The following is a 24,439-nucleotide window of genomic DNA, read 5'->3' as shown; positions in this document are numbered from 1 at the left end:
GCTAACAAGATTATAGAGCTTTATTTTAATTATCGAAGCTTTAAAAAATATTCATAACCCTGTGGAGAATTTCATTATGAACATTAATATCGGACAATCGGCTAAAGTTGTACTGCCTGTAAAATCTGTTGCGATTAAACGAACTGTGAGAGTTGGCAATAATTTAGAAGTATATCTATCGAACGGTAGTGTTATTACTTTAGAAAACTATTTCCCTAACAAACCTACTCTATTAACTAACGAAGGCAACAATAAAGTTGCAGAATTTACGATTAGTGATGATGGTATTATCGTTGGCATCAAAGAACTAAGTGCTGATGAAGCAGCAAGTATGCTAAGCAATGCCTACTCATCACTAAGTACACAGCCTAATGATGTTCTTTTATTGTCTGCTAATGACGCATCAGCTAATACAGCCAATACCGCAGTATCTGGCAAATCGTACACTATGGAAGTAATAGGTGCATCTGCTGGATTATTAGCAGGTATGTTCATCCTTTCAGATAAAGGCAGTAAATCAACGCCAGCTAAAGCGAATAAAACAGACGATAGCAAAACAACTACTGAACGTGTAGATAGTGATAATAATGGCACACTAGATACTGAAGTCATCACTAATCGTGATGCAAGCGGTCAAATTACGAAAGAAATTCGCAAAACGGATGCGAATAACAGCGGTAAAACAGAAAAAATCGTAACTACTCAAAAAAATAATGATGGTAGCAAAACTGTAACTGTTGAAGAAAGCACTAAAGACAACGGTGTATTTGACAAATCTGTTGAAACTACAACAGATAAAAACGGCAACAAAAAAACTGTTGAAAGCCGTGATACAAATAATGATGGTAAAAAAGATAATATCATTACGACTGAAACCAACACAGATGGTTCAAAAATCACTACTGAGAAAAAAACTGACGGTTCAACCATCACAACCAAAGATGATGGCAAAGGTAACACCTCAATTGAAACTAAGAACTTAGATGGTACTTCAAGCAAACAAGAAACTAAATCTGATGGTACGAAAATTCATACTGAGAAAAACTCAGAGGGTATCATAACAAGTACAACAACTAAACCAAGTGGAGAAACCTACACCACGACAACTAAACCAGATGGAAAAGGCGGCTCTACATCTGTAACTGTAAATAAAGATAAATCTGGCAACACCACCTCTACTGAAAATGCTATTGATAAAAATAACGATGGTAATTCAGAAGAGACAATAAAAACTGAAACAAAACCAGACGGTACAAAAGTTATAACTAAAACTGAAGATCTGAACAGCGATGGAAAAACAGATAGTACAACCAGAACAGAAACAAAACCGACTGGGGAAACACAATCTGTAACTGAAAACGCAGATGGTACCACAGTTACAACTACAGTATCTAAACCAAATCCAGACGGTTCAACAAACTCAACCATTATTACTAAAAATAAAAATGGTGACGTAGTTGCTACAACCAATAAAGTAACTCAAGATGATGGCTCATCTGTGGCTAATACAACTCGCCCAGACGGCACAACATCAACGACAAAAGATAACGGAAAAGGTATAACCATAACTGAAAACCGTGGTTCTAATGGGCAAGTTACTGACACTACAACAACTGTAACTCAACCTGATGGTTCTTCTTTATCTACCACTAATAACGCAGATGGTACAAGTGTTAGTACTACAACCAAACCGAATAAAGACGGTAGTATAAGTACTACAAAAGTAGAAAAAGATGCTAACGATAACATCACCGCAACTACAACCACCAAAACAAAACCAAATGGTGACGTTACCTCTGAGACTCAATACCCAAATGGCACAAGCACAACCATAACCAAAACTGATACAAACGGTGATGGTAAACAAGACACTTCAGTTCTGACTAAGAAAGACAAAAACGGTAAAGTAATTTCTACCGAAACTAGCGTTGACTTATCTCCAACTGATGGCAACCCTGAAACAGTAACTAAAGTTGAGCCTCAAGCAGACGGCAGCACCAAAACGACAGTAACTAAAGACAACAACTCTGATGGTAAAGTAGATAGCGTAGCTGAAAGCGAGACTCAACCAAACGGTACAAAAATTGAAAAAGTTAAGCATAAAGACGAAAACGGAACAGTAACAGGTACAAGTGAGACAACTACTACTCCAGACGGTAAAGGCGGCTTAATTTCTCATACTGTGCATAAGGATTCTAATGGTAATGCAACAGGTAAAACTGAGAGTACGACCAAACCAGATGGTAAAGGCGGTACAACGACAACAAGCATCCAAAAAGGTAAAGATGGTGACGTAATTTCAAAAACTGAAACGCAAAAAAATGCGGACGGCAGCTCAACATCTGAAACAAAAAATACTGATGGTACTAGTTCCACAACACAAGATAACGGAAAAGGTGTTGTCACTACAACTGAAAAAGGCAAAGATAACAAGGTTACTTCTACAGAAACTGTTATTGATGCGAACAAAGATGGTAATCCAGAAAGCGTAGTTAAAACTGAAACTAAAACTGATGGTACAAAAGTAACTACAGAAAAAGCAGATAAAGACTCTAATGGACAAGCCGATAGTGAAACGATGACCACAACTCGTCCTGATGATACCTCAACTGTTGAGAAAAAAGAAGATACGAATGGCGATGGTACATTAGATACTAAAACGACTATCGAAAAAACCAAAGACGGTAAAACCACTTCAACTAAAACAGTCGTAGATAAAGATGCTGATGGTAATCCAGAAAGCACCAAGGTTGAAGAGAAAAAACCAGATAATACCACTATCATTACTGAAGAAGTAGATAAAAATTCTGACGGTATTGTAGATAGTACAATCACGACAACTAAACGCCCTGGTGGCAGCTCAACAGAAAGTGTGAAAAACCAAGATGGCTCAACTTCAACTACTGAAGATAATGGTCAAGGCATAGTAATCAAAACCGAAAAAGACAAAGAAGGTAATGTAACTAAGTCCACCGAAGTAACGCGTGATAACGGTAGCAAAACAACGACTATCGATCGTCCAGACAACACATCTTCAACTATTGAAGACGACGGTAAAGGCACAATTACTACAACTGAATCTAACAACGGTAAAAAAACATCATCTGAAACAAAAGTAGATAAAGACCAAGACGGCATCGTCGAAAGCACAACAAAAGTTGTGACTAAATCAGATGGTACTGAAGTCACTACTGAAACGAAAGATGAAAATGAAGATGGTAAAGCAGAGAGCGAAATTACTACCACCAAGCATCCAGAAGGTTCAGCCGTTGTAGAGACAACAGTAGAGAAGAAAGATACTGATGGTAATGGCATTTTAGATACTACAATCACTACTGAAAAAAATAAAAACGGTAATACCGTTTCAACGAAAGAAGTTGATAAAGATCAAAATGGCAAACCAGAAGCTATCACGACCACTGAGGAAACAAAAAACCAAGATGGCACAACGACTATTGTCACAAAAGAAGATAATAATGCTGATGGTAATGTAGATGTAACGACAACGACAACGAAACATACTAACGGTAGTTCTACATCTGAAACTCAAAATGCGGTTGACGGAACAACTTCAATTACTAAAGCTGATGGCAAAGGTAATGAAGAAACAACCACATCTAAAAAAGACGGATCTAAGTCAGTTGAAACTAAGCGACCAGACGGTAGCTCAACAACTATCAGCAATAATGCTGACGGTTCAGCTGATAAAACTGAAAATAATGGTGAAGGCACAACTGCCACGGTGAACAAAAATGGGGCTTCAGTAAGTGGCACAACCAAACCAGGTGCAACCGTAACAGTTACTGATAAACAAGGTAATGAATTAGGCAATGCGGTAGCAAATGAAAAAGGTGAATATAATATTCCATTAAATCCACCGAAAACTAACGGTGAAACGATCAATGTGAATGTGAAAGATTCTGCTGGCACAACAACCACAGCGCCTATCACAGTATTTGATGTTACCCCACCATCAACACCAACTGCAGAAAACACTACTCCATCTGCAGATAAGGCTAACGGTAAAGTAACCATCTCAGGTACTACTGAGCCAGGTGCGGATGTCGTTATCAAAGATGCAAAAGGCAAAGAAGTCGGTAAAGGTAAAGCAAATGAGGAAGGTAAATACAACGTTGAACTAACCGAGACCGACAATGCGAAAAACGGCGAAACCTTAACCGTTGAAGTAACCGATAAAGGTAACAACACAGTAACAGGTACGATTACTGCACCTGATATTAGCGAACCATCAACACCAACTGCAGAAAACACCACTTCATCTGCAGATAAGGCTAACGGTAAAGTAACCATCTCAGGTACTACTGAGCCAGGTGCGGATGTTGTTATCAAAGATGCAAAAGGCAAAGAAGTCGGTAAAGGTAAAGCAAATGAGGAAGGTAAATACAACGTTGAACTAACCGAGACCGACAATGCGAAAAACGGCGAAACCTTAACCGTTGAAGTAACCGATAAAGGTAACAACACAGTAACAGGTACGATTACTGCACCTGATATTACCAAACCATCAATACCAACTGTAGACAATACTGAGGTTAAAAACAACGAAAATGGTTCAGTAACTGTAAAAGGTAAAACTGAGCCAGGTGCAACTGTTGTTATCAAAGACAAAAATGATAAAGAAATTGGCGGTGCGACAGCAAACCAAGAAGGTGATTACGACATTACGTTAAATGATGCTAATAATGCGAAAAACGGCGAAACCTTAACCATTGAAGTAACCGATAAAGCAGGTCAAACGACAAAAGGGACGATCAAGGCAATTGATATTACCCCACCACCAACACCAGATGCACAAAATACTAAGTCATCTGCAGATAAGGCTAACGATACAGTAACCATTTCAGGTACGACTGAGCCAGGTGCAACTGTTGTTATCAAAGATGCAACAGACAAAAAAATTGGTGAAGGTGAAGCAAATGAGGAAGGTGCGTACAGCATTAAATTAACCGAGACTGACAAGGCGAAAAACGGCGAAACCTTAACCGTTGAAGTAACCGATAAAGCAGGTCAAACGACGAAAGGTACAATCGTTGCACCAGACGTGACGCCACCTACAAAACCTACTGGAATTGAAGTAAACAAAGTAGGTAATGAACTTACAGGTAAAGGCGAACCAGGTTCAATTATTGAAGTAAAAGCACCAAATAGTAATGACGTGATCGCAAAAGCGACTGTTAAAGAAAATGGCACATTCTCAATCCCAGTTCCTACAACAGCACCTGAAAACGTTGTAGTTATAGCGAAAGATAAAGAAGGCAATACAACTGAAACACAATCAATTCGCTTACCTGACTTATCAGACCCGTTAACAGCTGTAGTGCAAAATGATAAAAAAGTGTCAACTTACTCTGACATCAACCACGATGGCAAAGTAGACACCGTAGAAGTAGCAACTTACCAAACAAAACCAACGCTTAACGAAAGAACTAAAGAAGTAAATTCTGACGCTAAAGTTGTTCAAATCGACCATTATTTAGAAGCTAGCGATATCGCGAATGGCGAAGGTAATATGAGCGTACCAAACGGTGGTAAAGACCTTGATGTAAAAGGAGCAGACCAACACACCTACTTCATATACGATACGCAAGGTAATCTGAAAAAACGCCTATACGACTTAGATGCAAAATCTAACACAGGTTCTAGCCAAGATGGCAAAAATGGTATTGATAAATATGAAACCATTGAAGCTTTTGTAACCAAAAAACTAACCGTTAAAAGTAAAACTGGTGTAGAACAAACTAAAGACGTCGTATTAGAAACCCAAATTGCATACAACAATGATGCAACAGGTAAAGACGATGCTCGTGCCTACTTTGAATACAACGACAAAGGTCAAAAAACATTTGCTTTCTATGACGACAATGCAGATGGCAAAATTGACCGTGCAGAAAAATATACTTATTCCGATAAAGATAGAGATAACCCAAATCCTATTAAGATTGAGTACGACAACGATGCAAATGGAGTGACAGGGAAAGTTACAGAAAATAAAGGTACTTGGAAATTAGACGATTCACACTTTGATAAAGTGGAACACTTTGAGTACAAAGCTGCAACGACCAAAGTAGAAAATGGCACAATTACCGAGTATCTCACAACGGCAAAATATGTGAATACCGACAATAAAACTGAGACTGGTTCAACGCAAACCATCAATGGTCAGGAAGTACAAGGTCTTGATATTATTGAGAAATATGACTACAACGACTATAACCGTCAAACCAAAATCGAGTACGATAACAACGGTGATGGCACTGCCGATAAGATCCATTATCAGCAGTTTGATAGTCTAGGCAGGGTTGAGAGAGTATTAGTGGATAGCGATGCCTCTGTAAATAAAGAAGTGCATACTGGAAAATCTCAGACAGATAATGAAGGTAAGGGAGTGACTGACATAGACCAAGTATTGCATTACGACTACAATCTGAAGGGCGAGTTAATTGAACTCAGAAAGGACAATAATGTGGATGGTACAGCGGACTATCGTGAGTTCTATACTCTAGATGCAAACGGCAGAATAAAGCAAAAAGAGATTGATTTAACCAATAATGGTTCGTTTGATAAAAGAGAGGAATACTCTCCAAAATCACCGGAAGGTATTGAAACAGTTACCTCTATTAATATTATTGAAGATCCTACTAGTAGGGAGAAAAAAGAGGTTATTGCAAAGATTACCTATAATAAACTTGATGCAAATAATCACATTGAAGAAATCAAAGTTGATCTTCTAGGTGATAGCAGCATTAATAGCAAAGAAACGTATAAGTTAAATGCGTATGGTCGATCTTCTGAAACTTTATTCGATATTGATGGAAACGGCTCAACCGACCGTAGAGAGGTTTATAAGTATTATCCAGATGGAACTTTGGAGAAGAAAGAAATTGACATAGGTAATACTAACTCAATAGATTCTTCTGAAACTTACATTAGAGATGCTCTTGGTAGAACGACTACTAAACTACTAGATAATGAGAATAATGGCTCAACAAATTCTGCAGTTCATTACACATACGATGAGTATGGACGAGTAACTAGTGTGCGTAGAGATTCAGATAATAATCTAGCTACTCCTGATTATGTTGAGACAATAACATATGATGCGTCAGGTAATCGTGAACGTCTTTATATTGATAAGACGGGTAACGGTGTGACTTCTGATGATATTTTATATCACTTTACATCTACGAACTACGGTCAGCACTATACTGTTACTGAATATGACCCTTCACGAGCAGGGGAATATATCAAGTCGCCATTAGAAATTAACAACCCAAATAAAGCCGCACTACGTTATATTCGAACTAATCATTATGATGATTTTGGAAGGGCAACAATTTGGGAGATTGATAGAGATGGTGATGGTAAGCTAGATAAAGCAATAGATAGCACAAGGCATTTCTCATATGATTACGATGAAAATAACTTGAATTCTAAGGCATTTGAGAAAGAGACCTCGTGGAAATCCATTAATGGCTTGGGGAAAACCAATAAGATTGAGTATTTTGAACATGATTCATTTGGTAGTACAAAATTAACAATGATAGATTTTGAAGGAAATGGGAGTATTGATCAATTAGTTATTGGTCATGCAGGAGGACAGGCAGATAAAGCTTTCCATTTAGATATGACAGACAGTCGTGATTGGACAGCTGAAAAACTCGCTAAACTCGCTAATGTTAGGTTCATTCAATTATCTAATGAACAAACAGAATCTGTTTTGACATTAGATCAAAATGCACTAAAAGCATTGTCGAAAGAGGTCCGTATTCTAGGTGATGCAAAAGACACTATACATTTAGAAGGCATTGAATTAAGAAATCTTAATAGCCCAACAACTATTGATAAGCAAATCTATAATCAATATTCAACGGACATTGATGGCTCAACTTACAAGTTAATTATTGATGCCGACATTAACATTCTCTAGATAATGTTTTAATTCAAAGCCCCATTATGATCTGCACCCCAAAAGTTGGACTAACTTTCCAACTGATTAAGGTGCAGATCAGATCAATATGGGGCTTTTTTCCATTTCGAACTTCCTACAAGCGGTCTTTTTTCACTAAAAATTTGCAAATTTCTTGCAAAATCCAACCGCTTGTAATTACTTTTTATAAGCAATCTACATCAAATACCACTTCTCGGCTATCTTTATTAAACTCCACCCCAATTTGGTAAATAGTTTTGCCTTGCCCTTGGTATTTCTTCGCATAATCTCGGTCGATAATTTGTGCCAACGCTAACCCGAGCGGGCTGTCTTTCACATCTTTACCTACCACTTTAAACTCAAAAATATAGACGTGGTTATTAACCAGTAATGTCATATCAATATTGCCCACGCTGGTCGCGTCTTCTGTGATAATCGGAAAACCAAGGCTCGCAAAATACGCATAAAACACACTCGCCCAATACCCCTCATAATAGGCAATTTGGTTATTTCTATGCCAATCGTGCGGAATGCTGGCAAAAAAGGCTTTAAGCACGAGCTGCATTCGGGCTACATCGTGTTGAATTAAAGTGTCGTATAAATGTGAACGCAAGGTTGAGCCTGATTCATACTTATGTAAATAACGGCGTAACAACATCACATTGAGGCTTTGTTGCACTTCTTTGTTAGGGTATTTCAGTTTATACCCCACACCATCAAAAGTGTTAATCACCTTATCTATCGTTAAATAGCCTGTCTGGAACATTAACGCAATCGGGCTAATATCCCCCACATCGAACTTCGACAATAGCATATCATCAGAAATATCTTGTGAGATTTTTCCCATATCCACATTTTCTTGGATTAGCTTATCAATTAGAAACGTTGGCGATCCCGTTTCAAACCAATAAGGCTTGTAAATACGGTCACTATTGGAAAAGAACAGCAAAATATCAAACGGATTGTATACACTTTCTCCCGACCAGTTATAGCCGTTATACCAGTTTTTTAATTCAAGTAAATCCACCCCCTCCAATTCGGGTGCAAACACACTTTCCAACTCAGATTGAGTGTAGCCACAAAGCGCGGAGAATTGTTTGTCAAACGTCGCATCGTAAAGGTTATTTAAGCCTGAAAACAGGTTGATTTTGCTGAATTTGGAGACGCCTGTTAGCATCGCAAAACGGATATTCGCATCTTGACCTTTAATCACCGAGTAAAAATCTCGCAAAATATCTCGCATTTCAATCGCAAGTTCTGCATTTTCTAGGTTATCTAAAATGGCTTTATCGTATTCATCAATTAATACCACTACTTTTTGTTGATGTTTTTCCACAATCTTGTTAATTAAATCATCAAACAAGGTGCCTAACCCAACATAGTTGGCTAACGCTACGCCAAACTGCTTTGCATTTTGTTGGAGCTGTGAGAAAAGCAGCTCCTCAATGGTGACTTTCGACTTCGCCACACCTTTGGCGAAATTAAAGCGAATGACCGGATATTTCGCTTCCCAATCCCAATTTTTTTCAGCATATAAACCCGTGAATAACGGCTTGTTAGCAGAAAACAGCTCGGCAATGGTGTCTAAGGTTAAACTTTTCCCAAAACGACGAGGGCGGGAGAGGAAAATAAATTTTCCCGTTTCAATTAACTCAAGGATTTGACGTGTTTTATCCACGTAATAATAGTTTTCTTGAACTAATTCTGCAAAAGTTTGAATACCGATAGGGAGTTGTTTTTTCATATTTTCTCTCCGAAAATAAGGGAATGATGATGGGTTGGATTATAGCAGAATTGAAAAAGTTTAGTAAAAAATGACCGCTTGTAGAAAGCGTGAAATAAAAAATCCTCAGACTACGTTCTGCTCAAGTAATATGAGATTTTCCGTTGACCTGATAGCACAAGCGGGTAATTTTCAATTAAAAACCCCTCAGTATTGCTACTGAGGGGTTGGTTAATGAATAGTATATAGATTAATATTTAGCCAACAACAAGATCCGAATGAATATCAGGATTCACACTAATACCCTCTTGTACATAGAGATTCAATTTTTCGCTACCTACTGTTGCGGTATAAAGATCATAGTTTTTAATTTTTTCACCATCCGTTGCTTTCTCAAAACCAGATAGGTTAAGAATATCATTCTTATCGTTACCTGCATTTACTTTCAATCCACCTTCACTGATCTTAGCAACCACATTGGCATCTAATGTTAAAGTCGAAATCGAGTTATTTGCAAGCTGAATCTCTTTTAGAGAGGCGCCTAATAGTGCAAGTTTCTCTTCTGACCAAGTAGTGAGATCTTGGGTAAAGTGGAATGATTGATTCGCACCGTAAGTACCAAACGTAAATTTATCAGCCCCATCGCCTGTTTTAGTGTCATCAACAATGGTATGCTGTATTTGTCCACTATTAGGATCTCTAATCAGAGACCATGTTTGAGTCTTTTCACCGTTTTCTGAATAATATCTGTCAACTTTTGTATAGTTACCTAGTACATCATATTCACTAAAGACATTCTTAACGGAGAATTTACCATCGGGTTTATATTCTGTTGTGGTCTTAACAGTATTGTCTGTATTATATTCATTCTTCGAAGAGAAATTATTAATACCTGATACTGTCTTTTCCTTAATTCTTCCATAATCATCAATAATATAGTTATTCTCATTCGATTTCCCATTAGAGTAAGTTATTTTATAATTAACGATATTGTTATTAGGATCAAATGTATTCTCGTGGACAGCAGAGAGAGCTAATTTCTTCTCTTTCGGACTGTAACTATATTCTTCTCTTCTTGTTTCTCGATCATGGTTATCGTAAGTATATCTATACTCCTTATCAATAGATTTATCACCACTGGTATCAACACGTTTGAGAGATACTTGACCAGATGGAAGATACTCATAAGTAACAATTTCTTGGAGTTTGTTTTCGCTATCGTGTACTTCTGTACGTGTAACTAGGCCATTTGTTCGGGTATGGGTTTCGATACGATCGATTTTACTATCTCCGTTAGTATCGAAATAGGCTTTTTCTATATTTCCAGCTGGATCTAAGTCATATTTGCTAACTGAGTTAATAGAACCATCACCTAACGTATCTGATGATACCTTCTCAATATGATTGTTTGGATCGAGTTCATAAGACTCAATGTGCGTTTTAACGTCCTCAACTTTTCCATTTTTATTAACCAAATTATAGAAAGTAACCTGCTCTAAGCCACCATCAGGCTGTTTGACGTAAACCTCTTTTTTATCAAAAGTACCATCATTAGTTAAATCAATTTCTTTTAACTTTTGCTGACCATTTGGATCTAAGGTATACGCTTCACGGTAGTCGTATGTACCATCTACGTTGTTATCTCGTTCCAGTAAGGTTTGTTCACCTTTTAGGTTATAACCATATTTCAATACTTGGTCTATGCCTTTTGCCTGACCTTTATCATGTTGCTGTAATTTCCCAGTAGCAGTTTTGGCATCATTGTCCACTAACACCTTTTGAACCCTGCCTAGACTATCAAACTGCTGATAATGGATCTTATCAGGCACTCTACCTAATCTTTAATCCATAAAATACAGCCTTAAAAAAGCGAAATTCAGTCGGATTATATTGGTTAACATGGAAGTTCAAAAAACAATCAAGCACTCCATTTGATAAATAAAGAAGGGAGAATAAAAATTCATTAGAATGTATTTTTGTAGGTACGAAAAGCCAATGTAATAATATAGAGTATTTACTGTTGAGTGCCTGATAAGATCCATTATCAGCAGTTTGATAGTCTAGGCAGGGTTCAGAAGGTGTTAGTGGACAATGATGCGAAAAAAACCACAGGTCATAATACCCACAAGGATAACGATGGTAAGCCAATTGAAGGTGTCGACAGAATCGAAACTTTCGGTCTTAACGACAAAGGTCAAACCTTGAGGGTTGAATACGACAACAATGGTAATGGCGAAACGAATTCCAAATCTTACCTTGTGTTAGACCAATATGCTCGTGCAGTGGCGAGATATACAGATAACGACAACACGGAAGGTACAGGTAAAACCATTAAAGTCACCATCGACGGTAAAGAGGTTGAGCTAAAAGGTGTCGATAGCTATGAAACCTACAAGCACAATGCAAACGGTCAAACCATCCAAATCGACCGTAACACCAATGCAGAGGGTGCAGCGGAAGAAGTGGTTCACATCGAACGTGACGAATACGGACGTGAGAAAGGTCGTTACTATGACTTAGACAATAACGCTAAGACAGGCTCGGGTAATAAAGACCAAAAAGGCCAAGAAGACCAAGATGACGCTATTAAGTTAAATGATGGTCGTACATTGAAAGGCGCAGACCGTTATGAAACGTATGAATACAACGAACTCGGGCAGGCTATTCAAATAAATAAAAACTTTGATGGAAAAGGTGAGTTTGATGAAATCGAATACCGTGATGTGGATAAAGCAAGCGGTCAAGTTAAGGGTGCTTATTACAACCGTGATAACGACATCAAAGATGGCAAAGCGTTAGAGAAGAAAACAGGCGAGACTATCACACTAGATGGTGGTAAACGTACTCTTGAAGGTATTGACAACTTTACCACTTATGAGCGTGATGGCCAAAACCGTGTGATTACTGAAAAATTCAACCTAGATGCGAAAGGCGGGGATGACCGTGTGTACCACTATGAGTTAGATGCAAACGGCAACCGTATTGGTGAATACCAAAACTTGGATAACGACACCACCAAAACCGTGGACGGTGAAGCCCAAATCACAGGTACAACCCATACGCTTAAAGACGGGCGTGAAGTGGTTGGTATCGAACGCTACTACGAGCAAAAACTCGATGGAAACAACCGAGTTTACGAGCGTACAAGCAACCTAGACGGTAAAGAGCACGCTGAAAGCGTAAGCTACTATGTGCGTGATGCGTTAGGACGTGAAATTGCCCGTTATGACAACACCAATAATGATGTGTTAAGCAACGGCAAACCGAACCCGACAGGTCATAGCCACACGATTATGCTCAACGGCAAAGAAGTAACGGTAAACGGTATCGACAGAATTGTGGAAAACACCCACAACGAATACGGTAACGTAGTCCAAACTCGCACCAATAACACGGGAGAAGCGGGGGCTGATAAGTTTACCAACATAACCGATAACGTGTACAACGAACGTCGCCAAAAAGTAGAAGACCGTTCACAAGTGAAAATTGAAGAAAGCGGAAAATTTGAACAATCTTCTGCCAATAAGTACACTCATGACATCTACGGTCGTCAGGCAACGCGTGAGTTTGACACAGACTCTGCGAAGGATGGGTTTGAGCGTGTTGAAAGCTATCAGTATGATTCGTATGGAAACCTTATTGATACGAAGACTGACGTATTAGGAGATAATATCGATGTCAATGCAACAAGAACTGTTGAAAGAGATCTGTATGGACGCGATAAATTCATTCGTACTTACCAAGCAGATGGTACGTTAACGACCAAGATCGAGTATCTATACAATGAATACTCTCAACTCATGAAAGGGATTCACTATAGTACTGAAACTCAAGTTGCAAATAACGTAATTTATACTAGAGATGAATTTGGTAGAGCGGCAACCATTTGGGAAGACAGAAATGGTAATAATGTCTGGGATAATGGTGATGTCAAGCTTGAGCATACTTATGCAGATAGTATTACCAATAAGCTAGCTAGCCGAGTGTTGACCCAAGTAACATCAAATGGAGAAACTAAAGTTACTAATATTTACACTTATGATGAACTAAATAGAAATATAGCATCATTTGCTGATAGAAATAATAATGGTAGATTTGATAGTGATGAAACAATGGAAAAAATTTCCTACATTGGCGAAACTAGCAGTCGTGATACGGCTGAAAACTACCGTGGGGAGACGTTAACCAGTGTCTATAAGTTCATGTACCAAGACGCAGAAGCTGGTGGACAATATATTGGTTATTTAGATACCAATATTGCTCGAGATGAAACGATAGTACGTTATGGCTTCGGTGGAAATCGTTCAACAAATGACGATTATACCTCTGAAAAATGGGGGGAATTCCTAGACAATGCAAAAGGTAAAGTAGTAGAGGTTATCCTCACTAATAATCTGGCTAAAACTGAGCTGACACTAGACAACGATGTTGTCGCAAAACTTGCCAAAAATCCAACCCTACGGATTAACGGCGATGCGACTGATATCGTGAACCTGAAAGACAGCGGCGAGTTCACCAAACAAACCGCTACCGTCAAAGCAGGCTCAAACGAGTTCCACCAATACACCACCACGGTGGACGGTGAAACCTACACCTTGCAGATTGACACTGATATTGTGGTGAATATGCTGTAAGTGGTGTTTGCTCTATAAACTAAAGCCCCATTGCTATGGGGCTTTTTTCGTTTAACGTTCTCTATAAGCGGTCGTTTTTTCCTAAAAATTTGCAAAGTTTTTGCCCAATTTAACCGCTTGTCATCACTTTTTTATACGTAAGCAATATCAAACGCGACTTCTCGGTTGTCTTTGTTAAACTCCACGCCGATTTGATAAATGACCTTGCCTTGACCTTGGTATTTCTTCGCGTAATCTCGGTCGATAATTTGTGCCAACGCTAACCCGAGCGGGCTTTCTTTCACCTCTTTACCCACTACTTTAAACTCAAAAATATAGACGTGGTTATTTACGAGCAACGTCATATCAATATTGCCCACGCTGGTCGCGTCTTCTGTGATAATCGGAAAACCAAGGCTGGCAAAATAGGCATAAAACACACTCGCCCAATACCCCTCATAATAAGCAATTTGGTTATTTCTATGCCAATCGTGCGGAATGCTGGCAAAAAAGGCTTTCAGCACGAGCTGCATTCGGGCTACATCGTGTTGAATCAGGGCATCGTATAAATAAGCATTTAACTCTAACCCCGCATCTTTTTTATGCAAAAACCGTCTGAGTAATAATTCACTCAAACTTTGCTGCACTTCCTTATTCGGGAATTTTAGGGTATAACCCACTTTGCCTAAACGTTCTACTTGTTGATTGATTGTCAGATAACCGGTTTGGAACATTAACGCAATCGGGCTAATATCGCCCACATCAAAGCGAGAAAGCAAATGATTATCCGAAATTTGCTGGGTAATTCTCCCTAAATCCACCTTTTCATTGATTAATTTATCAATCAAAAAGGTGGGAGAACCTGTCTCAAACCAATAAGGCTGATAAATGCGGGTTTGGAAGTAAAACAACACATCAAAAGGGTTATACACACACTCCCCCGACCAGTTGTAGCCGTTGTACCAATTCTTCAGCTCAATTAAATTCACACCTGATAATTCAGGCGAGAACACGTTTTCTAATTCAGATTGGGTGTAGCCACATAAGTCGGAGAATTGCTTGTCTAAGGTCGCATCGTAAAGGTTATTTAAGCCTGAAAATAGGTTGATTTTACTGAATTTGGAGACGCCTGTGAGCATTGCAAAACGTAAAAATGCATCGTTTTCTTTCAGTACGCTATAAAAATCACGTAAACGATTTCGTGCTAAAAGAGATTGTTCTGGGTTCGATAAATTATCCAAAATCGGCTTATCATATTCATCAATCAGTACGACCACTTTCTGCCCAGTTTGGTTGTGAATATGTTTGATAATCCGCTGAAAACGAGCTGCTTCGGATAAATGCGGTTTTGCGGAAATGTTGTGGATTTCTTCCAGTTCCTCTAATTTTTCATTAATAATTTGTACTAAACGTTTATCATCAAACGTCACATTAGTACCAAAACTAAGGCGAATCACGGGATATTTTTTATCCCAATCCCAATTTTTTTCAGCATATAAACCCGTGAATAATGATTTGTTAGCAGAAAATAGCTCGGCAATGGTGTCTAGCGTTAAACTTTTCCCAAAACGACGAGGGCGGGAGAGGAAAATAAATTTTCCCGTTTCAATTAACTCAAGGATTTGACGTGTTTTATCCACGTAATAATAGTTTTCTTGAACTAATTCTGCAAAAGTTTGAATACCGATAGGGAGTTGTTTTTTCATATTTTCTCTCCGAAAATAGGGGAATGATGATAGGTTGGATTATAGCAGAATTGAAAAAGTTTAGTAAAAAATGACCGCTTGTAGAAAGCGTAAAGAGATGAAAAAGCCCCATAGCAATATGGGACTTTGGTTTATTTTGAGCTACGATTTAATGATTAACCGATAATGTGCACGGTAATACTATCGTTCGCTTGAACATAAAGATTTAAGTCCTCCTCACCAACAGTTGCAGTGTAGAGGTCGTAACCTTTTACGCTGCTGCTTGAAGCCTTCTTAAAACCTGAGAGATTGAGAACATCGTTCTTATCGGAAGCACCTTGCACTCTTAAGCCACCATTACTGATTTTCGCTACCACTTCGGCATTCAGTGTGAGTTCAGATACACCACCGTTCCCCATTCGAATGAGACTTAGTGATGTGCCTAATTCAGCTAATTTCTCTGTTGACCAAGTAGTAAAATCTTGAGATATATTAAAATTAGTCACAGCACTACGGTTACCAAATAAAAAGCTCTCCCAACCATCGCCGTTACCATTATTCGGATTATCAAGTAAAGAGCTAATGACTTGTCCGCCCTCATTAATCAAGAAACGAGATTTAAGAGTTAAAACTCCATTAGTATTATAATTTTCCATATTATTAGCTACACTCTCAAATGCCTGATAATAATCTAAATAAACCGTTTTACTGGTTGGCTTACCATCAAGAGTTTTGTCTTGACGTGATTGAACCTTACCATCATCATAATAAGTATATTCCCAAATATAGTTATTAGCTCCTGTGTAAGTTTCAGAGATACGTCTGCCAAAATCATCATATTTATAAACAGCCTGATAATTTCGAGTAGGATCAGTATATGAAGCACTAGTGATGTGAATTTGATTAAGCTCATTAAATACTCTATTTACAGTTTGAGTAAGTTCCAATGCTTTCTTTTCACTATTATAAGAATATAATTTATATCCTGTTTCATTGCCATATTCATCTCGTGCATATTCAAAACGTTGATCAATAATGCCATCGTTACCATTATCAATTTCATATTTGATAACTTGACCAAGAGAATTTCGCTCATAGGTTCTGACAACCTGGATTTCTCCTGCAGTATTACTTATCTCAACACGCAAGTTATCTCCATTTGCATCCTTAGTATAGCTCTCTACTCGGTCAGCATTACCGTCCCCCTCGGTATCAAAATAGGCTTTTTCTATACGTCCTAGTGCATCCAAGTCATATCTTGTGATAGCGTTGATTGAACCGTCACCTAACGTATCTAACGATAACTTCGTACGTTGATTATTCGCATTCAGCTCGTAATCCTCAATTTTCGTGAGAACCTCTTTACCATCCACTAAGTTGTAGAAATGGGTTTGCACCAAGCCGCCATCTGCTTCTTTTGTATACTCCTCTTTTTTATCGAATTGGCCGTCATTGGTTAAATCAATTTCTTTTAACTTTTGCTGACCATTTGGATCTAGGGTGTACGATTCACGGTAGTCGTATGTACCATCTACGTTGTTATCTCGTTCCAGTAAGGTTTGTTCACCTTTTAGGTTATAACCATATTTCAATACTTGATCTATGCCTTCTGCCAGACCTTTATCATGTTGCTGTAATTTCCCAGTAGCAGTTTTGGCATCGTTGTCCACTAACACCTTATTCACCCTACCCAGACTATCAAACTGCTGATAATGGATCTTATCAGATACTTAAAAGAGAATGATTTAAGGTAATTACTCAGATTTTACCTGCCCTCAAATAATATTTTGATGAATTTATATTTTCTAACATTTTTTCTTATTTTTTATCAAATGGAGCAAATGATTGTTTTTTGAGCTTTTGTTTTAATTGATTTAAGCTGACGAGGCTTATTGTAAACAATTGGGGGAAGCTTAATAAGGATACTCGAGAAGTGGCGTTTGATGTTAAAACATTGAATCCGTTTTAAAGATAACAAGCGGTTGAATTTGTAAATTATTTTGCAAATGTTTAGAAAAAAACGACCGCTTGTAAAACGTGTGAAAAAAGCTCTAGACATGATTTGCGTAAAAGAGGGACTAAACACCCCAACCTTTCAAATAACCAGTGATCGAATTTTATCTTCAATATAGGAAAAATCGGTCTCTTAACCATCAACCTATTCAGGTTACAAAACCATATTGCATTATTTAATCAATATTTATTAAGGGTCTATTTTTTAGTAACCAATTGCATTCAGATCTGGTAAAAAATCATTGGAATTTAACCGCTTGATTGTAGTTGCTATTTTTCCATTTTCATAGAGTAGGATTTCTCGCCAGCCTTGAGGCAATAAGTCTAAGGTAAATTGATTGCAATTTGGTTTGAATTGAATACAAGTGGAAGGCGTAGCATAAATAGGAATGCCGTTCCACATATCATCTACCTGTTGATGGATATGACCGTGTACAATGCCTTTGATATGATCAAAGGGTTGTAAAATTTTAGCCAATTCATCGCTGTTTTTTAAGCTGTGCTGATCAAGCCAGGCAGAGTTTGTTGGCAAAATGTTGTGATGTAATGCAATTAAAGTGAAGCGTTTAGGGTTTTCATTTAATTTTTCTTCTAGCCACTTAAGTTGGCGGTAACTCAGCTCGCCATAAGGCATTCCAGCAACTTGTGTATTGAGTAGAAGCAGTTGCCATCTGTCGCCAATTAAAATTTGCTTGTGTGGCAAAATATGCGAATATTCTCCCAAAATTTGGCTCATATATGGCTGAACATCGTGATTACCTTCTAACCAGACGATAGGGGTTTTTAGTGGCTCGGTCAGTTGAGCAAAATAGTGATACCCAGCAATATTCTGATCTTGAATTAAATCCCCCGTTGAAAGAATTAAATCAAAACCTTGCTTGGTTTGCTCAATTTGTTTTTTTATCTGCTCAATAACTGCTGAGAAGCTTTTGATTGTTTTGACATTGAGCAGTGTTTCTTCTGTGTGAGAAAACAGGTGCGGATCGGTTATGTGCAATAATCGAACTGTGTCGTTTATTGGTAACCTGAAGTGTTCGCTCATTCTTTTGTGCCTATTCAATGTTTCATAAAATTTAACTCGCCAGATTTTACCAGTAAGCGGTGACAAAAAATGTGTGCTATGCCTCATTTTTTAAAAAAAGTGGATGAAATTCAGATATTTTTTGTTATTAAAGAGTGTAAGGTAATATTCCTATACATTTTCTAATGTTTTAATCATATTTGAGTGGCTTAAATAAGGTATTTGTTACCTTTAATTGACATCATAAACCAGCGACTCGCACTCAACAGGCTGAAACTGCCCATTTTGCCAATGGTATAAAAAGGGTTCGGATAATAGCATATTTTGCGGCTGCTGATAGAAGTAGCTTAAATAAAATGGTAGCCCGCTGACAAAATGTAGTTTACCGCTTGGGCAATAGTTGGAAAAAATCTGCTTTTTAAGCGGAAGGTGTGTTACTTCCGATAATTTTACAATCCCTACGCCTTGCGATTTCAAAATAGCTTCTCGCAAACACCAACTTAAATAAAAACGCTGTGCAAGATTATCGAATAATGGACAGTGCTCATCTAGCAATATCGCTTGTTCCTCTATGTTTGCATAATGACGAATAAGATCCGCATAGCGTCTTTTTTTCTGCGGATGTTCAATATCAATCCCCACTGCCAATTTTGCAAAAGAATATGAAAAAATGACCGCTATCCAATCACCCGAATGGCTAATATTAAAGTCGATCTGCTCAGAATTGACAAAGGGTCTGCCACTTTTAGTATGTTGAATATGCTTTAATAAACTCAAATCTAAGTGATATTTCCTAAAGAGCTCCGTAAGCAAAAAGTGGGCGGCTCGGCGGCTCTGCCATTTCTGAATTTGTTTTTCGTTTAAATTTTCTGGCATTTGCGGAAAGTGAAAATCACTCGGTAATGTTGCTTGCCTATGAATAAAAACAATCTCAAAATGTGTAAAATTTTCCATAAAAAAGACCGCTTGTATGTAAGCCTATATTTTGTAACAAAATATCAACAGATTGTTGGATTTTTACTCATATAGAGTCACAAAGAGAGAATTACTACCCAGTTTATCAAATTTTCTATTTGATCTTAGGGAAATCTTTGGTAAAAAATAAATTGTATGGAAAAGTATATAAAAATGAATAGGAGAATTTAAGTGGGAAGATTACTTTTACTTTTGAAATCGGAAGCAGCAGGGGGGATTTTACTGCTGATTTTTGCCTTTGCGGCAATTATACTGGCAAATTCATCACTAAGTGATGTTTATTTTGACTTCTTACAAAGCAATGTGAGTTTCCAGTTTGGTGACTTTGCCTTAACTAAGCCATTATTGCTTTGGATAAATGATGGGCTTATGGCAGTTTTCTTCACTTTGGTGGGTTTAGAAGTGAAAAAGGAGCTGTTTGAGGGCTCTCTTTCAAGTTTTAAAAATGCGTCTTTCCCTGCGGTGGCAGCGATTGGCGGAATGGTTGTACCAGCATTGATTTTCTGGTTCATTAATAAAGACTATTCAGAATACCACTCAGGCTGGGCAATTCCAATGGCAACGGATATTGCATTTGCTGTTGGTATTGTTGCATTATTAGGTACTCGAGTGCCATTGGCATTAAAAATATTCTTATTAGCTCTGGCTATTATTGATGACTTAGGTGCCATTGTTGTCATTGCACTTTTCTATTCTCAAGACATCAGCGTACAAGCTCTTACTATTGCGGGTATTGCGATTCTTGGTCTAGTGATTCTTAACCGCTTTAAAGTAGGCTCATTATGTGCTTATATCTTTATTGGTTTGATTTTGTGGACATCCGTGCTGAAATCAGGTGTTCATGCTACTTTAGCAGGTGTTATTATCGGCTTTTGCATACCGCTAAAAGATAAAAATGGTGAACGTCCAGCAGAGGAATTGGAGCATATTCTTGTACCTTGGTGCTCATTTATGATTTTACCCGTCTTTGCCTTTGCAAACGCAGGCGTGTCATTATTAGGTATGGGGATTGAGCAAATAACTTCACCACTGCCAATGGGGATTGCGTTAGGCTTGATTATAGGTAAAACAATTGGCGTGTTTGGCTTTAGCTATTTGGCCGTATTATTCCGCTTTGCAAGTTTACCTCAAGGTGTTAATTTCAAACAAATTTTTGCGATTGCAGTGCTGTGTGGTATCGGCTTTACTATGTCAATGTTTATCGCCAGTCTCGCATTTGATGTAGGTACAGCAGGCGAAACCGTAACATCTCTTGCTCGTTTAGGTATCTTACTTGGCTCAGCAATTTCTGCTATTTTAGGTTATACCTTATTAAAAATAGCCACCCGTAAAAATGTAGAATTAAATCACTAGCTGTAGATAATTTATATAACTCAGCTAAATAAATTAATGATGATAGAAAATACAATGTGTCTGGTAAAAAATTCCGCATTTTTGACCGTTTGTATGATGGATAATTTAAATTTAGGTAAGTAGATTTATGTACTGCCCTTAATCAGTGGATGGTTTAATTCCACTTTTAGGGGCAGATTAATATTGAGAGTCTATCTTTTCTCTTCTGATTTTTTCAATAAATCATCAGGAATAAAGTTTTTCTGAATTGATTGCATATGTGGAAGATTGTGTGCAATTCCTTTGTGGCAATCAATACACGTTTTATTTTGTTCTTGTGCTAAGGTGTGCATTTGCTGTGCTACCGTTTTTTGTTGGGTGAAGTCCATATCTTCAAAGTTATGGCAATTACGGCACTCTTGTGAATTATTCTCTTTCAAACGCTCCCATTCACGCATTGCCATTTCACCACGGTGTGCTTCAAATTTCTCTTTAGTATCCACTTTACCAGTATAGTGAGCATAGACTTCTTTCGCTGCAATAATTTTACGTTTCCATTTCGGAAAAAATTCGTGTGGAACGTGGCAATCTGAACAAATTGCCTTCACACCACTACGATTTGAATAGTGAGCCGATGCACGGTATTCAGGTACCACATCGTTCATATGACAGCTTGAGCAAAACTCTTCCGTATTTGTATAAGCAAGCCCAGCATTAAAACCACTCCACGCAAAAATACCACCTAATGCAGAAAGTAGAATTACTAAACCAATTGCCATTCTACTTGGGCGACGTAACCAGCTATAAAATCTTCTTATCATTGCTTACTCCTTATTTACCTTGCGTTTGTCGTACAGACTCAAATTTATTTTGAACAATCGGGTTTACGTTTGTTTGTTGTACGTGACATTGCAAACAGAAGTAACGACTTGGCGATTCATTTTCGTGAACATTACCGTCACGATCCATAAAATGGCTTGGCGGTAAACGGGTTGCTCCTGTGGTTTTAGACGGCTCAATCGCGTGGCAGCCCAAACAGTGGTTCACGTTTTTACTCACTTGTAAACCACGAATGCTATGTGGTACAAGTGGTGGTTGGAATGGAAAAGTGGTCGGGATATTGCCAGTATCTTTTTGTGGGTTATAAAACCCAGGTGCAACACTTTCCGTTGTGTCATCAATAGAGCCAGACAACTTAGGGGCTTCTGCCATTACAAAGCCAGCCATTGCGACTAAAGTTAGGGCAAGATATTTTCTCATTTGAAGTTCACTCCATATTAGAATTCTTTTAAAAGAAAAATTAAATATTTTTTACATCAATACTGCCTTGAAAACGCGTTCCAAAGGCAAAAACATTTTCGGCACAAATATCAATACAGCGTCCGCAGGTAATGCAATCTTTTGACAAGATCACTGTACTATCTCCTGATTTACCGTGTAGTGGTACTCTTAACACTTGTGGCTCGGGGCAAACGTTGTAACAATCCATACAATTATCACAACGACTTCTATCTACTACTTTAACTTTAATCAGGCTTTTCGCTCCAATTAAAGCGTAAGTTGCACCGATAGGGCAAAGGTGTCCGCACCAGCCGTGTTCCGCCACCAACAAATCAAATAAGAAGATGACGAGTACCAACCAAAGCGTTGCCCCTAAACCGAATACAAACACTCGACCGAGGGCGGCAACGGGGTTAATCCATTCCCACAATAATGTGCCAGAAATTGCACTACCGATTAAAATTACCGCTAAAATCACAAAGCGTAAACTGCGTGAAATTTTTGCTGTTTGGCGAATACCTAATTTGCGTCTAAGCCACGCTGCCACATCCGTGACGATATTCATTGGACAAACCCAGCTACAAAATAGCTTGCTACCTACAACACCATAAAACACAACTATAATGAATGCACCAATTAGCACAGTCCACTCAGGGCGATAGCCTGTTGCTAAGACTTCAGCAACCATTAGTGGGTCAGCCATTGGAATAGTATCAAGCAACAAACTTCCGCTGTAATTGCCTTTTAAAATCCAAATATTCCAAAGAGGCCCACTCAAAAACATTAAGATAATACTGAACTGACTTAAACGGCGAAGGAGCAAAAAGCGGTTAGTATGCCACCAACCTAATTTTTGACGAGCCTCTAAGCCTGCATATTTAGGCGAATTTGATGCCATTATTTCACCCCCTTCATATTCAGATCAAAATCTGGAAAATGTTGGGGAGCCTCCACTGTTGTGGAGTTAGGCACATAATTTTGCGTAGCACGACTTGGCGTTGCCGTTTTCACATCAGGTTTTACTTGCATAGGTTGATACACTGGTTCATAGCGACCTTCAGGCATTCTCGCTTCAAATGCAGGGTGTAAACCATCTGGATGAACATCTTCAATCAATGATTTACCTGCATTTTGTTTCTCTTTCCAACCCAAACGGTAGTGGCGACCTAACAGCCCTTTCGCCAAATCCATTGGCAATACTTTGATAGCCGCCTCTTCTAATACACAAGCCTGCTCACATTTTCCACATCCAGTACAAGCCTCGGAATTCACAGTTGGAATCAATTTTGCGTGAATGGAAGTACGATCGTTATGAATCTCTTCAAGCGTAATCGCTTTATCAATCAATGGGCAAACTCGATAGCATACATCGCAGCGTAAGCCTTGCCAGTTCAAGCAAGTTTCGTGGTCTAGCAACACCGCCAATCCCATTCTCGCCTCATCAATATCTTTAAGATCTTCACTCAACGCACCTGTTGGGCAAGCATGCATACACGGAATATCGACACACATTTCGCACGGTTTATCACGAGCAATAAAATATGGCGTGCCAGCCTCTACAGGTGAAATTAATGAAGCCAAATGCAGCATATCGTAAGGGCAAGCCTGAACACATTGACCACAACGAGTGCAAGCACTTAAGAAATCTTGTTCAGGCAACGCGCCGGGCGGACGTAAGGCAACGCCTTGCCTTGCAAGACTTTGTTGCTGCTGCAGACCTAAAATTACACCAACACCGCATACACCTGCTGTAGTGCGGGTGACATTTTTTAAAAACTGACGGCGATTTGGATCCATTTTCATTGTGGTTTCCTTAAATGTAAGCGGTTATTTTTCTACCCTTTTTTG

13 protein-coding genes are annotated in these 24,439 nt (G+C 38.4%); 3 read left to right on the top strand and 10 right to left on the bottom strand.

Going from position 1 to position 24,439, the window contains the following annotated elements; all coding sequences use genetic code 11:
• Positions 1–76 precede the first annotated feature (76 nt).
• Complete coding sequence (locus GM698_RS06475) at positions 77–7,948, top strand: Ig-like domain-containing protein (RefSeq protein WP_209289126.1); 7,872 nt, start codon at positions 77–79, stop codon at positions 7,946–7,948.
• Positions 7,949–8,132: 184 nt separating this feature from the next.
• Here GM698_RS06475 and GM698_RS06470 read toward each other — a convergent pair whose 3' ends face one another.
• Together GM698_RS06470 and GM698_RS06465 are read right to left on the bottom strand one after the other, a co-directional pair.
• On the bottom strand, positions 8,133–9,692 hold the full coding sequence (locus GM698_RS06470) for an ATP-binding protein (protein ID WP_209289125.1): 1,560 nt from the start codon (positions 9,690–9,692) through the stop codon (positions 8,133–8,135).
• Positions 9,693–9,928: 236 nt separating this feature from the next.
• Positions 9,929–11,500, bottom strand: a complete 1,572-nt coding sequence (locus GM698_RS06465) for a hypothetical protein (RefSeq protein WP_209289124.1) — start codon at positions 11,498–11,500, stop codon at positions 9,929–9,931.
• Between the two features lie 195 nt (positions 11,501–11,695).
• Between GM698_RS06465 and GM698_RS06460 the strand changes: the two genes are divergently transcribed.
• Positions 11,696–14,305 carry a hypothetical protein gene (locus GM698_RS06460; RefSeq protein ID WP_209289123.1) on the top strand — a complete coding sequence of 870 codons (2,610 nt, stop codon included), beginning with the start codon at positions 11,696–11,698 and terminating at the stop codon, positions 14,303–14,305.
• A gap of 131 nt (positions 14,306–14,436) precedes the next feature.
• Here the strand turns inward: GM698_RS06460 and GM698_RS06455 are convergent, their stop codons facing one another.
• The 4 genes from GM698_RS06455 to GM698_RS06440 form a co-directional block, all read right to left on the bottom strand.
• A complete protein-coding gene (locus tag GM698_RS06455) occupies positions 14,437–15,990 on the bottom strand; it encodes an ATP-binding protein (protein ID WP_209289122.1) in 1,554 nt (517 codons plus the stop codon).
• A 155-nt stretch (positions 15,991–16,145) separates the two neighbouring features.
• Positions 16,146–17,645 (bottom strand): RHS repeat protein, encoded by a 1,500-nt coding sequence (locus tag GM698_RS06450; RefSeq protein WP_209289121.1) that lies wholly within the window; start codon positions 17,643–17,645, stop codon positions 16,146–16,148.
• A gap of 542 nt (positions 17,646–18,187) precedes the next feature.
• Complete coding sequence (gene cpdA / locus GM698_RS06445) at positions 18,188–19,024, bottom strand: 3',5'-cyclic-AMP phosphodiesterase (protein ID WP_176807440.1); 837 nt, start codon at positions 19,022–19,024, stop codon at positions 18,188–18,190.
• A 210-nt stretch (positions 19,025–19,234) separates the two neighbouring features.
• Positions 19,235–19,957 carry a 4'-phosphopantetheinyl transferase superfamily protein gene (locus GM698_RS06440; RefSeq protein WP_209289120.1) on the bottom strand — a complete coding sequence of 241 codons (723 nt, stop codon included), beginning with the start codon at positions 19,955–19,957 and terminating at the stop codon, positions 19,235–19,237.
• A 192-nt stretch (positions 19,958–20,149) separates the two neighbouring features.
• Between GM698_RS06440 and nhaA the strand changes: the two genes are divergently transcribed.
• Positions 20,150–21,331 carry a Na+/H+ antiporter NhaA gene (gene nhaA, locus GM698_RS06435; protein ID WP_176809326.1) on the top strand — a complete coding sequence of 394 codons (1,182 nt, stop codon included), beginning with the start codon at positions 20,150–20,152 and terminating at the stop codon, positions 21,329–21,331.
• Between the two features lie 191 nt (positions 21,332–21,522).
• Here the strand turns inward: nhaA and GM698_RS06430 are convergent, their stop codons facing one another.
• The 4 genes from GM698_RS06430 to napG are packed head-to-tail and all read right to left on the bottom strand — an operon-like array spanning position 21,523 to position 24,394.
• Complete coding sequence (locus tag GM698_RS06430) at positions 21,523–22,131, bottom strand: NapC/NirT family cytochrome c (protein ID WP_176809327.1); 609 nt, start codon at positions 22,129–22,131, stop codon at positions 21,523–21,525.
• Positions 22,132–22,141: 10 nt separating this feature from the next.
• On the bottom strand, positions 22,142–22,570 hold the full coding sequence (locus tag GM698_RS06425) for a nitrate reductase cytochrome c-type subunit (protein ID WP_176807442.1): 429 nt from the start codon (positions 22,568–22,570) through the stop codon (positions 22,142–22,144).
• Between the two features lie 40 nt (positions 22,571–22,610).
• Positions 22,611–23,489: a quinol dehydrogenase ferredoxin subunit NapH gene (gene napH / locus GM698_RS06420; RefSeq protein WP_176809328.1), complete on the bottom strand. Its 879-nt coding sequence runs from the start codon at positions 23,487–23,489 to the stop codon at positions 22,611–22,613.
• Positions 23,489–24,394, bottom strand: a complete 906-nt coding sequence (gene napG, locus GM698_RS06415) for a ferredoxin-type protein NapG (RefSeq protein WP_209289119.1) — start codon at positions 24,392–24,394, stop codon at positions 23,489–23,491. Before napG ends, napH begins: the two co-directional genes overlap by 1 nt.
• Between the last annotated feature and the right edge of the window lie 45 nt (positions 24,395–24,439).

It is taken from the genome of Mannheimia sp. ZY171111, from assembly GCF_017750945.1.
GTDB classification, from domain to species: domain Bacteria; phylum Pseudomonadota; class Gammaproteobacteria; order Enterobacterales; family Pasteurellaceae; genus Mannheimia; species Mannheimia pernigra.
Note: the sequence above shows the minus strand (reverse complement) of the source record. Positions and strands in the feature narration are given on the sequence as shown.